The sequence below is a fragment of the Paraburkholderia sp. CHISQ3 genome, from assembly GCF_030464945.1.
GTDB classification, from domain to species: domain Bacteria; phylum Pseudomonadota; class Gammaproteobacteria; order Burkholderiales; family Burkholderiaceae; genus Paraburkholderia; species Paraburkholderia megapolitana.
The window spans coordinates 160995-174318 of sequence record NZ_JALPRG010000006.1 but is presented as its reverse complement, the minus strand read 5'-3'; the positions used below and the strand labels follow the sequence as shown (position 1 = coordinate 174318).

3 protein-coding genes (1 of these 3 running past the window's edge) are annotated in these 13324 nt (G+C 66.8%); all 3 read left to right on the top strand.

The window, feature by feature from the left end; genetic code table 11:
• Positions 1-134: 134 nt before the first annotated feature.
• Tightly spaced (each overlapping or abutting the next), the 3 genes in view from M0D65_RS15770 to M0D65_RS15760 form a layout consistent with a single transcriptional unit that may run on beyond the window.
• On the top strand, positions 135-3977 hold the full coding sequence (locus tag M0D65_RS15770) for an SDR family NAD(P)-dependent oxidoreductase (protein ID WP_266253531.1): 3843 nt from the start codon (positions 135-137) through the stop codon (positions 3975-3977).
• Positions 3977-11971, top strand: a complete 7995-nt coding sequence (locus M0D65_RS15765; RefSeq protein WP_266253530.1) for a non-ribosomal peptide synthetase/type I polyketide synthase — start codon at positions 3977-3979, stop codon at positions 11969-11971. Before M0D65_RS15770 ends, M0D65_RS15765 begins: the two co-directional genes overlap by 1 nt.
• A protein-coding gene (locus tag M0D65_RS15760; RefSeq protein ID WP_266253529.1) for a non-ribosomal peptide synthetase crosses the window boundary here: on the top strand, positions 11968-13324 show its start. 9884 nt of this gene lie beyond the right edge of the window; 1357 of the gene's 11241 nt are visible here — the first part of the coding sequence; it begins with the start codon at positions 11968-11970; the stop codon falls past the right edge of the window. Before M0D65_RS15765 ends, M0D65_RS15760 begins: the two co-directional genes overlap by 4 nt.

Genomic DNA, 13324 nt, shown 5'->3' with positions numbered 1-13324 from the left:
CCGGCCGCTAGAGGTGTGGCGTTTTTAAACAGGAATTGTGTGTGGGACAGTTCCCAAAAGCCACGCATGCCCCCCGCATATAAAGCATTGCATGGATGTCTGTCTGCGCATGATCGGCAAGGGGCAATTCAGGTATGTCATTACCATTATCCGGACCCTCACGGGTCGCCATAATCGGTGCTGCCTGTAGATTTCCAGGCGCTGAAAATCTGGCCGCATTTCGTGCGTTGCTAGCCGACGCGCGCGAGGCGGTGTCGACGATTCCCGCCGCACGTCAGGGGCTCGCGCGCGGCGCACAGCGCGCCGGTTTGCTCGCCGACGTCGAGCGCTTCGATCCCGAGTTCTTCGGCATCGCGCAGCGCGAAGCCGACCAGATGGACCCGCAACAGCGCCTGTTGCTTGAGCTGGTGGTGGAAGCACTCGATGCGGCTGGTCTGCCGCGCAAAGATCTCGCCGGCAGCCGGACCGGCGTCTATATCGGCATCTCCACGTCCGACTACAGTCGCCTGCAGGTCGGCGGCAACGGCACCCTCGATCTGTATTCGGGTACCGGCAATGCGCTGAGCATCGCCGCGAATCGCATCTCATACGTACTCAATCTGGCCGGTCCGAGCTTCGCGCTGGACACGGCCTGCTCGTCGTCGCTGAACGCGACCCACCTCGCGGTACGCGCGTTGCGCGCAGGCGAGATCGATCTGGCGATCGTCGGCGGTGTGAACCTGCTGCTAGCCGGCGACCTGATGGAAGTGTTCGCCAACGCGCGGATGCTGTCGCCGGACGGTCGCTGCAAGACCTTCGATGCGAGCGCCGACGGTTATGTCCGCGGTGAAGGCGGCGCCATCGTGCTACTCAAACGCGCCGCCGATGCCGCGCGCGACCATCACCCCGTGCTCGCCCTGATTGCCGGCAGCGCCGCCAATCAGGACGGTCGCAGCAACGGCCTCACCGCGCCGAGCGGTCCCGCCCAGGTGGCGGTGATCGAAGCGGCGCTCGCCGATGCAGGCTTGCAGGCAAGCGACATCGATGCCGTCGAATTGCACGGCACAGGTACGCCGCTCGGCGATCCGATCGAAGCACATGCACTGGCTCAGGCGCTGCGGGCAAAACGCGCGTCCGCGCTGCTGGTTGGGTCGGTCAAGACCAATATCGGTCATCTCGAGTCGGCGGCCGGCATCGCCGGACTGTTGAAGGCAGCCGTGGCACTCGACGAAGGCCGCCTGCCGGCCAGTCTGAATTTTCAGCGCGTGAATCCGGAGATCGACCTCGAGGCGCTCGGATTGCAGGTCGCCACAGCGACAACGCCGTTGTCCGCGCAAGACCGGCCGGCGCATATCGGCGTCAGCAGCTTCGGCTTCGGCGGCAGCAACGCACATGTGATTCTCGAACAGGTCGCCGCACAACCCGAACGCGACGGGCACGCGGTGCTCGACGGCGCGCAAGCCCAAACGTGGTCGCTGCCGCTTTCCGCTGCACATCCCGAGGCATTGCGCGAACTTGCCGCACGTTATGCCGATCGTATCGCCGGCCTCGCATCGAACGAATTGCACGACGTCTGCTATAGCGCGGCACGTCACCGCGATCATCTCGATCATCGGCTCTTCGCTCAGGGCGATCGCGCGAGCCTTGTCGCCGCGTTGCGTGCAGCGGCAGCCGGTCAAACCCACGATGCGCTGTGGCAAGGTCAACGCCCGGCGGCAGGACCGCGCAAGCTGGCCATTCTCGCCGACGACAGCGCACTCGACGACGGTCGCTTCGCGCTCGGCATGGTGCTCGCCGCGGGTGCCGGCAAGCAGGCCGTGAGCAAGCTCACGGGTCGCTGGGATCTGCTGCTGCAAGCCGCCGAGGCACCGGCTGGCCTGCCCGAGCGCATCCGTGTGCTGCATGCACGCGAACCAGCGCAGGCGCTCGCGTTGCTTTACGTGCACGGCCACGATCTGCGCTGGGAGCGTATCTACCCGCAGGGGCAGTTCACCGAGCTGCCCGCTTATCCGTGGCGTCGTCGTCGTTGCTGGTTCGCTCCGCTCATCGCACAGGAGCAACCGTCAACAGCAACAGATTCAAAAGCGCACAACCAGCACGCCTATCGGATTCAGTGGCGCGAACTGCCGAAGCTCGATGCCCAACCCGCCGCCACGACCGACGCGCAACGGTGGCTACTGGTCGGCGGCGGTGAGCTGGCCGAACAGCTGCGCACGCGCATCGAAGCCGACGGCGACCACGTCGTCACAGTCGGCGTCGAAGGTAATCTGGCCGCGCGCAAGGCAGCCGTCGCCGGGGCGCTCGCCACCCAGGGTCCGCAGTGGCGCGCCGTGCTGCATCTCGATGCGCTCGACAACCGCGGCCACGACAGCGCGCAGTCGCTGTTCATCGGCGGCCTCGCGACCGTGCAGGCGTCGATCGAGAGCGGCCAGCAACCGATGCGGTTGTGGTTCGCTACCCGCGCGTCCCAGGCAGTCGTTGCGCGCGCAACGCTCGACCATCCCGCGCAGGCTGTTTTGCACGGCATCGCGCGTACGCTGGCCAATGAAGCGCCGCATCTGCTCGGCGGCAGCATCGACCTGCCCGGCACCGCCGATCACGGCGAAGCGTCGGCGCTCCTGTACGAGGCGATACGTTCGCCTCGCGCAGAACATGAACTGGCCTCACGCGATGGCGCCTGGTGGGCACCGCGACTACAGCGCGCACCGGTCGCCGCCGATATCGCCGTTCCCCCACTCGATGCCGACGGCGTGTACCTGGTCACCGGTGCCTTCGGCGCACTCGGTGAGCATTTGCTGCGCTGGTTAGTCGAACGCGGCGCGCGTCGGCTTGCCTTGCTGGGTCGCCGCACTCCAGATGCCGCAGCGTTGCAACGAATAGAAGCGCTGCGCGCGCAACAGGTCCGTGTCGAGAGCTTCGCCTGCGACGTCGGCGACGCCGATGCCTTGCGCGCCACGCTCGTCGCTGCCGAGAAACAACTGGATGGTTCGCTAGCCGGTGTGATTCACGCCGCCGGCGCATTCGAAGGCGCATTCCTCGCGCAGATGACCGAGCAGCAGGTCGCCAAAGTGCTGAGCGGCAAAGCCGAAGCCGCATTGACGCTAGCCGATGCGTTGCGTGGGCGCGATCTGCCGTTGTTCATGTTGATCTCGTCGGCGGCCGCGACCTTCGGTCTGCCCGGCAACGGCAACTACAACGCCGCCAACGCGGTGCTCGACGCCGTCGCCGCGCATCGTCGCGGTCAAGGCCACGTCGCGCTGGCGGTGAGCCCGGCGCCGATCGTCGGTATCGGCATGGAAGCCACCGCGCCTGCCGCCTTGCGCGCTTACTGGCAGCGCCTCGGCCTGCAACCGTTGCAGGTCGATGGCGTGTTGCGGCAGATCGAACAGGTTCAGGACATCCATCATCTGCTGGCATTGCCGGTCGACTGGAAAGAGATCGCGCGACACGTGGGCAATACACCGCCGCCGCTACTCAGCGAATTGCTCGAGCCGGTCGCAGCCGTAAGCGCGAAACCCGTCGCATCGGATGCCGCACGCGCGCCGTGGCGCCAGTGGCTCATCGACGCGCCCACTGCGCAGCGCACTCATCTGCTTGAACAACGGATCGGTGAAATCCTCGGACGCGTGCTGCATCTGCCTGCGGGCGAGCGTCCCGATCCGGTGCTGGGTCTGCAGGCACAGGGCATGGATTCGCTGATGGCACTCGAATTCCACGACAACCTGCAACGCGCGAGCGGCTTGCAACTGCCGAGCACGCTCGCGCTGGAGACACCCTCGGTACGCAGCCTCGCCACGCGTCTGCTGGGTCTGCTGCTGCCAGCCACCGATACCGCACATCACGCACACGGCGCGAAGCCAGCGTCGTCGGCGGCTGTCAACGCCGCGCGAGCGTCGACGCTCGCCGACAAACCGGTGCATGAACTGCTGTCCCTGATCGCGGGACTCGACGACGCCGAAGCCTGGCAAGAACTGATCACAGCCACGGGAGACGCCTGATGTCAGATTTGCCCTTGCTGAGCTCGATGCAGCTTGCGGTCGCGGCCTCACGTCTGCGTCAGCACAGCGCGGAAGCCGACGTGCTGGCGAGGGAGCCGATCGCGATCGTCGGGCTGGCCGCGCGTCTGCCGAACGGCACCGCCGACGCGAACGAAGACCTCGATGGCTTCTGGCAACTGCTTGCCGCCGGTCGTCCTGCAACAGGCAACCTGCCCGCCGAGCGTCACGAAGAGTTCGGCGATCTGGCCGGATTGCAAGGCGCTTTCCTGCGCGCCGTTCACGATTTCGACGCGCCGCTGTTCCGACTGTCGCGCCGCGAAGCGACCTCGCTCGATCCGCAGCAGCGGCTGCTGCTCGAAGTCGCGTGGGAAGCGCTCGAATCCGCCGCGATCGCACCCGACCGTCTGCGCGACGCGGCCGAGAACACCCGCGTCGGCGTCTACGTCGGCCTCGGCTCAGGCGACTACGGACAGTTGCCGCTCGCGAGCGGCAACTTCGATGCCGTCGACAACCTGTTCGGCACCGGCAACGCCGCTGCGTTTGCCGCCGGCCGGCTCTCCTATCACCTCGGACTCAGCGGTCCGGCGATGACCGTCGAAACCGCCTGTTCGTCGTCGCTGACCGCACTGCATCTGGCGTCTCGCGCGCTGCGCGGCGGCGAGTGCGAGATGGCGATTGTCGGCGGCACGCATCTGATTCTGGCGCCGTTTGCGCGGCGCTATTTCCAGCGCATCGGCGCCCTCGCGCCCGATGGTCGCAGCAAGACATTCGCCGCCAACGCCGACGGTTTCGGCAACGGCGAAGGCTGCGTCGCGACCGTGTTGATGCCGCTCTCGCAAGCGGTACGTCACGGTTATCACATCCACGCGTTGATTCGCGGCACCGCGCTGAGCCAGGATGGCGCGAGCGGCGGCGGCCTCACCGTGCCGAGCAAGTCCGCGCAGGAACAGGTCATCCGCACCGCGCTGCAAAACGCCGGTCTGCAGCCCGACGATATCGACTACGTCGAAACGCACGGCACCGGTACCGACCTCGGCGATCCGATCGAAGTGTCCGCGTTGCAGTCGGTATTCGGCACAGCGAGCCGGCTGGCACCGCTGCACATCGGTGCAGTGAAAGCGAACATCGGCCACACCGAGGCCGCTGCCGGACTATGCGGGCTCGCCAAGATCGTGCTGTCGCTGCAGGCCCAAACGCTGCCGCCGCAACCGCCGATCGCCGCGTTGAACCCGCATGTCGACTGGGAGCGCAGTGTCGCGTCGGTGGTGCGCGCAAGCACGGCATGGCCGCGCCAGCAACGGCCGCGTCGCGCCGGCTTGTCGGCCTTCGGTCTGTCCGGCACCAACGCGCACGTGATCATCGAAGAAGCGCCCGAGGTCGCCGTGCCGCGCGCGGAGATCGACCGGCCGCGCCATCTCTATGCGCTCAGTGCGCGCAGCGGCGAACAGCTCGCCGACCTCGCACGCCGCGCCGCCGCCGACCTCGCGCACGAATCGCACGAACCGCAAGTGGCACTAGCCGATGTCTGCTTCGCCGCGAATGTCGGCCGTGCACGCCACCAGGTACGCGCCGCGCTACACGTCGACAGTCACGCGTCCCTGCGAGAAGCGTTGCAACAACTCGCTGCAACACCACCCGCTGCGAGCAAACCGCGCGCTCAAGGCGTGGTGTTCCTGTTGACCGGCCAGGGCAACCCCAGCCCCGGCGCAGGCGCTGTGCTGTATCGCACGCAACCGGTATTCCGCGCGGCTATCGACCGCTGCGCCGCGCTGCTCGAACCTTCGCTCGACCTGCCGTTGCAGCGTCTGCTGTTCGACGCCGAAAACAGCACGCTGTTGCAGCAGACCCGCTACGCGCAACCGGCCACCGTCGCACTGAGCTGGTCGCTGGCGCAGCTTTGGGCGGACTGGGGCATCCATCCGGTCGCGATGCTCGGCCATAGCCTCGGTGAATACAGCGCGGCCGCAATTTCCGGCATGGCCAGCATCGACGACATCCTGCCGCTGGTCGCAGCACGCGGCGCGCTGATGCAGGAACACGCGCCGGCAGGTCGCATGCTAGCAGTCGCAGCACCCGCCAGCAGCGTCATCGATCTGGTCGAAGCCGAGCCCACGCAACTCGCGCTCGCAGTCGATAACGGCGAGCGCAATTGCGTGCTCGCCGGCAGCGCGACCACCATCGAGCGCGTCGTCCAGCAACTCGCCGCGCGCAAGATTCGCAGCCGCGCGCTCGACACCAATGCCGCCTTCCATTCGCCGCTAATGGACAGCGTGCTCGAACCGTTGCAGGCGCTGGCCGCCCAGGTGAGCTGGCGCGCGCCCGCCGTACCAGTGATTTCCAATCTCAGCGCACAGCCACACGAACACGCACCGGACGCCGCGTATTGGGCACGTCACGCACGCGGCTCGGTGCGATTTCGCGAGGGTCTCGCCACGCTGCTCGCCCAGGGCCATCGCACGTTCCTCGAACTGGGGCCGCGTCCGGTGCTGAGCACGCTCGGCGAGAGCAGCGCGGCGCCGGCGGACACCCTGTGGTGCAGCAGCCTCAACGGTAGCGAGGACGACTGGCAGGGCGTGCTGGACAGCACCGCCGCCCTGTACGCGGCCGGCATCGATGTGGACTGGGTTGCCTTCGATCGTCCCTATCGCCGTAGCCGCACGCCGCAATCGCCGTCGTCCTTCGCACGCAGTACCTACAAACTGGTCCAGCCGAGATCCGCTCCCATGACAACCTCCGTTTCCGGGCGCAACGCCGAAGAACCCACAGTCGCCGCCAATGAGTCCAAGCGCATCGCCACGATCCAGGCCGAGCTGCGCACTCAGGTCGCTCAGGCGCTAGGTGAACCCGAACAGGCCGTAACCGGTGACCGGCCCTTCGTGGAAATGGGCGCTGACTCGGTGGTACTGGCCGAAGCGGTGCGTGCGATCCAGACACGCTATAGCGTGAAGATCGGTATCCGCGAACTGCTCGGCGAGCTCAATACGATCAATCGACTGGGCGCGTTTCTCGCGACGCAGAGCGTGCCGGCGCCGGCACCGACACTCGTCGCGCAGGTAGCGGCGGCACCAGCACCAACGGCGGTATTCACTGCACCGGCGGCGCCCGCTGCACCGTTGCTGGTCGCAGCACCCACGGCACCGGTAGCACTGGCACATTCCACCGGCATCGAAAGCCTGCTCCAGCAACAGCTGAACCTGGTGCAAAGCGTGATCGGCGCGCAACTGGCGGCGCTCGGTACGACGGGCAGCGCGGCCGCCGCGCCGGCGGTGGCGAGCGTGAGCAACACGACCAAGGTACCGCTGCCGCAGCAGTCACACCCTCATCTCGCGCAGGTCGCACCCGTGGCAGCGGCAGTCGCACCCGCACCGCAACTTGCAACACCGATCGCAGCCACCGCACAACCCGCCGCCACTGCCACGTCCCATTCCGACCCACGCCAGGCCGCCCATTTCGATGCCTTCGCGAAGCGCTATATCGCTCGCACGGCGGAATCGAAACGGCTCGCCGGGCTGCGTCGTCAGCATTTCGCCGACGTGCGCGCATCGGCTGGCTTTCGCCCTTCGATGAAGGAACTGCTCTACCCGATTACCGGCGAGCGCTCGAAGGGGGCCCTGCTGTGGGACGTCGACGGCAACGAATACATCGACATCTCGATGGACTTCGGCGTGAATCTGTTCGGCCACGGCGCGCCCTTCATGCAACAGGCCGCACACCGGCAGATCGATAACGGCATCGCGCTCGGACCGCGCTCGCCGCTCGCCGCCGAGTGCGCGAAGATGATCTGCGAACTGAGCGGCATGGATCGCGTGCTGTTCTGTCAATCCGGCAGCGAGTCGGTCATGACCGCGGTGCGGTTGGCGCGTTTGCTGCGCGGGCGCGATCGCATCGCGACGTTCCGCAAGTCCTATCACGGTCACTTCGACGGCTTCCTCGGCGATCGCAGCGCGTACGGCGAGCAGACCGAACCGGCCGCGCCCGGCATCGCGCAGAGCTTCGTCAACGACCTGCTCGTGCTCGATTACGGCAGCGATGAATCGCTCGAAGCGATCGCGCGCCAGGCCGACACGCTGGCCGCCGTGCTCGTCGAGCCGGTGCAGAGCCGCAACGTCGGCATGCAGCCGCGCGAGTTCCTGCAACGTCTGCGCGAACTCACGAAGCGTCACGGCATCCTGCTGATTTTCGACGAGATGATCACCGGGTTCCGCACCGCACCGGGCGGTGCGCAGCAGGTCTTCGGCGTCGAAGCGGATCTCGCCACGTATGGCAAGACGATCGGCGGCGGTGTGCCGATGGCGGCGCTCGCCGCGCGCGGCAATCTGCTCGATGGCATCGACGGCGGACAGTGGCAGTTCGGCGATACGTCGGCGCCGAATCCGTACATCACCTTCTTCGCGGGCACGTTCAACAATCATCCGCTCGGTCTCGCACTGTGCCATTCGGTGCTCACCGAACTGAAGCGCCGCGGCCCTTCGTTCCAGGAAAGCCTGACCGAGCGCACGCACGAACTCACGGAGCGCCTCAACCGACGCCTCTCCGCAATCGACGCCCCGTTGTCGCTGACTCACTTCGGTTCGCTGTTCCGCTTCAAGCATGCGGGCAACCTGGACCTGCTGTACTACCACCTGCTGTATCGCGGCTTGTTCGTCTGGGAAGGCCGTAACTGCTTCCTGTGCGACGCGCACGGCGAAGCGGAGATCGATGCCATCGTCGAGCGCACGATGGATGGTGTGGAAGCCCTGCGCGAAGGCGGCTACCTGCCCGGCGCAAAGCCTGCCACCGCGGTACCCGTGCCAACACAACCGCTGAACTCGCCGCTGAACCTGCCGTTGTCCGACCAGCAAAAGCAGATCTGGATCGCCTCGCAGATCGATCCGGCCGGCGCGCTCGCGTATGTCGAAACCGTCAGCATGGAACTCGAAGGCCGGCTCGATGCAGCCGCACTGCAACGCGCGCTAGGCCGCCTTGCTGAGCGCCACGAAGCGCTGCGCACCACGCTCGACGGCGAGAACGACCGGCAAACCGTGCACGCCTCGCTGCCGGTGCCGCTGCGACTCGAGACGAGCGGCGAACGCGATGCCTGGCTCACTGCCTTCCAGGCCGAACCGCTCGATCTCAGTCGCACCGGTCCGCTACAGGTCGGCCTGCTGCAACCGGCGAGCGGACCCAGCGTGCTCGCAATCCGCGCGCACCATGCGCTGATCGACGGCATCTCGCTCGGCCTCGTCGTCGAAGAACTGTCGGCCCTGCTGCAGAACCCGCACGCCGAACTGCCGGCAGCGCCGCCGTTCCGCGAACATCTGCGCGCCCTGACCGAAGCCGACGACACCCAGGCACTCGCGTTCTGGCAACACCGCATCGCCGACGCACCGGCGCCGCTGCCGCTGTCCACGCTCGGATCGATGCAACAGTCGCGCTGGCAAGGCGCACGCGTGCGGCTGCCGGTTCCGGCAGAGGTGAGCACGGCCTTCGGCAAGCTCGCAGGCAGCCACGGCACCACGATCTTCACCGCCGCGCTGGCCACGACGCTGAGCCTGCTGCATGCGTCATACGATCGCGACGATGTGCTGATCGGCATCGGCGCTCATGGCCGCAAACACGGTCACGAACGGATGGTCGGCCAGGCCGCGCAGGTGCTGCCATGGCGCTCGCGTCTCAAGACCGGCATGCGCTTCGACGCGTTGCTGCGCGAGGTCGACGCACAGTGGCAGGGACTTGGCGAATACCAGGCGTATCCGGTCTCGCGTCTACTCGAACAGGTGCTCGGTAACGAACAACGGGCAGGTGCGCTGAACGTCATCTTCAACATGGATCACACGCGTCACACCGAGTTCGCCGGGTTGCCTGCCCGCCTGCTCGATGCGCCAGTGGCCGGCGCGAAGTTCGAGCTGTCGATCAATCTGCTGCAAACGCGCCAGGGCTGGCTGCTCGATCTCGACTACAGCAGCGGCCGTTACGAGCGCGAACAGATCGAGCGCATCGGTCGACGCTGGCTCGATTGGGCAGGCCGCGTGGCCGCCGATCCGCATCTCGAACTGGAACGCGCCGTCGCACTGCCCGCCGAGGAACTGAACAAGGTCCTCGCAGCATTCGCCACCGATGTCGCGCCGCCGCCGGCCGCCGACTTCGTCCAGTTGTTCCGCGAGCAGCTGGCCCGCGCACCGCAGGCCATCGCGATTCGCGACCAGCAGCGCGAATACGACTACGCAACACTCGATCGCGCCGCCCGCGTCCTCGCAAAACGTCTGCACGCTCATGGCGCAGGCGCGGGGCGCATCGTCGCAGCGGCGCTGCCGCGCTCGGCCGAACTCGTGACCGCCGTGCTGGCCTGCTTCTATGCCGGCGCAGCGATTCTGCCGATCTCCGGCGACGAACCGAAAGCGCGCCGCACGCAGATCTTCGCGACCGCGCAACCGGCGGTCGTGCTCACCCTGGCCGCCACGGCGACCGACCTGATCGATCTCGAGATCCCGGTCATCGCACTCGAATCGCCATCGGCGCTCGCCGCCGCGGTGGCGCAAGAAGACTTCGAGCCGCTGCAGAGCAACGCCGGACAACTGGCCTTCGTGATCTACACGTCGGGCAGCACCGGCGTACCCAAGGGCGTCGAGTGCACGCGCGACGGTCTGGCGCGCCTGCTCGCGTGGAACCTCGACCAGTACGAGGTCGGCCACGACGATACGGTGCTGCTCAGTTCACCGACCACGTTCGATGTCGCAATGCTCGAAATATGTCTGCCGCTCGCGAGCGGTGGCCGCGTCGCTATCGTCGCGCCGGAGCAGCACAGCGATCCGCAGTATCTGGCAAGGCTCATGGTGTCCGAGCAGGTCACCTTCGCGTTCCTCGTGCCGGCGTTGCTCGAACTGGTCGTGCGTCAGCCTGAAATGAAAGCGTGCCGTTCGCTGCGCCATCTGCTGGCCGGCGGCGACACGGTGCCCGCCGATCTGCGCGATGCGGTCCTCGCGCTCGGGCTGCCGCTCAAGTTTCACAACGCGTACGGCCCCACCGAGACGACGATACTCGTCAGCCAGTTCGATTGCCTGCCCGGACAAACCGAACACTACGTGCCGATCGGCTACGCGCCGAAAGGCACGTGGTTCCGTATCGTCGACAGCCGCAATCGCCCGGTCGGCGTCGGTATCGAAGGCGATCTTCTGATCGGCGGCGAACAGTTGTCGCGCGGCTATCTCGGCGACCCGGAGTTGACGCGACAACAGTTCGCGACGGACCCGCTGGGTCGGCCCGATGCGCGCATCTACCGCAGCGGCGATCGTGCCTGCTGGCGCGAGGACGGTGCCGTGATCCACCGCGGTCGCGCCGATCGCCTCGTGAAACTGCGCGGCCAGCGTCTGGAACTAGGCGAGATCGAAATCGCGTTGCGCGCGCATCCGCAGATCGGCACGGCCGTGGTCGACCTGCTCGCCGACCAGACCCTGATCGCGTGGTACGTGCCGAGCGATGTGCTGGCCAACGCGCCGATCGCCGCGTTGCGCGATTACCTGGCCAGCAAGCTGCCGGCCTATATGGTGCCCACCCACTACCTGCATCTGCCGGAGCTGCCGCTCATGAGCAGCGGCAAGGTCGATCGCGCGGCGTTGCCTCGGCCCGCCGAAGCGGTCCCGGCAGCGGTGTCGGATGCATCGCCGCTCGAACGCGAACTGCTCGACTACATGCATCGCGAACTGCAACTCGCACCGGGCGGCACGACCGAGAACTTCTTCGCCGCCGGCGGTCAGTCTCTGTCCGCAGCGAAGCTCGTGAGCTGGGTCCGCCAGCACTGGCAGATCGAGTTGCCGCTCAAGCAGTTCCTCGCCGAGCCCAGCGTGCGCAGCCTCGCCATTGCCATCGAAGCCGAGCGTGCCCGCGCCGCCGGTGGCGCGCCCGCGTCCGCCGGCATCATCCCGATCCGCTCCCGCGCGCAACGCCGCGTGCGCCGCGATGCCGCCCTCGAGGGCGTGCAGGCCATCGAGTCTTCCAATAGCGAGGTGAGCCAATGAGCGCTCGCATCGATGAAACGGTATCCACGAACGACATCCTGCTGTTCCGCGCCTCGCCGGCGCAGCAGCGGCTGTGGCTGCTCGAGCAGTTGCACGACGGCAACAGCCAGGACTACCTGATCGCGGGCGCGTTGCGACTGCACGGCCCGTTGTCGACGCAGGCGCTCAAGCTCGCGTTGAACGACTGCGTGGACCTGCACGAAAGTCTGCGCACCGGCTTCATCGAGATCGACGGCACGCCCTGGCAGGCTGTCGAACCCGAGCTGGAAATCGGTCTCGTCGAACACGATCTGCGCGCGCTGCCGGCAGCGGAACGCATGCCCACCGCGTTGCGCATGGCGCGCGAAGCAATTGAACGCAACTTCGATTTGCGCAATCCGCCGTTGTTGCGCGTGCAACTACTGCGGCTCGAAGCCGATGACTGGCTGTTGAGCCTGTGCATCCATCACATCGTCTGCGACGGCTCTTCGCTGGTCCAGTTGCTGACCGATATCGCGACGGCTTATACGCATCGCCTCGACCCGTCGCAGCCCGCGCCAAAGCCGCCGCGTGTGCAGATGGCCGACTACGCGGAGTGGCAATGCGAGCAGCTCGAAACACCGGCGATGCACGCACGGCTCGCGTTCTGGCAACAACGTCTGCGCGATGTGCCCGACCTCGCATTGCCGCTCGATCATGCGCGACCGGCCGTGCGCGCGGCACGCGGCGCGCGTGTCGAACTGAGCTTCGATGCGAACTTGCGGCAGCGCATCGAACAGGCCGCGCGCGCGAGCAATGTCACGCCGTTCGCGGTACTGCTCGGTGGCTGGGGCATGATGCTGGCCCGCTGGAGCGGGCAGCGCGATTTCGCGATCGGCGTGCCGATCACCGGCCATGGCGAAGCGACACTCGATGGCGCGGTGGGCTTCTTCATTGAAACGGCTGCGCTGCGCTTTCAGTTCGACGATGCCGCCGATATGCGCACACTGTGGCGCAACGCCGCCGAGATCTGGCGTGAAGCGATGGCGCAAGGCGGCGTGCCGCTCGACCGCTTGATGAAGAGTCTGAATCGCCCGCAGGCACGCGATCGCACGCCGTTGTTTCAGACGCTCTTCTCGATGGTCCCGCCGATACCGCTCCCGACGCTGCCCGGTCTGCGTAGCGAACCGCTGTCGCTGTGGCTCGGGCAGGCAAAGAGCGACATCGTGCTGGAGCTGGGCGAAACCGGTGACACCTTCGGTGGCGCGCTCGAATACGACAGCGCGCTGTTCGATTCGCGCACGATAGAACAACTGGCGCACTACTTCGCTACGCTGCTCGACGCCGCACTCGCCACGCCGCACGGGCGGCTCGCCGATCTGCCGGCGTTCAATG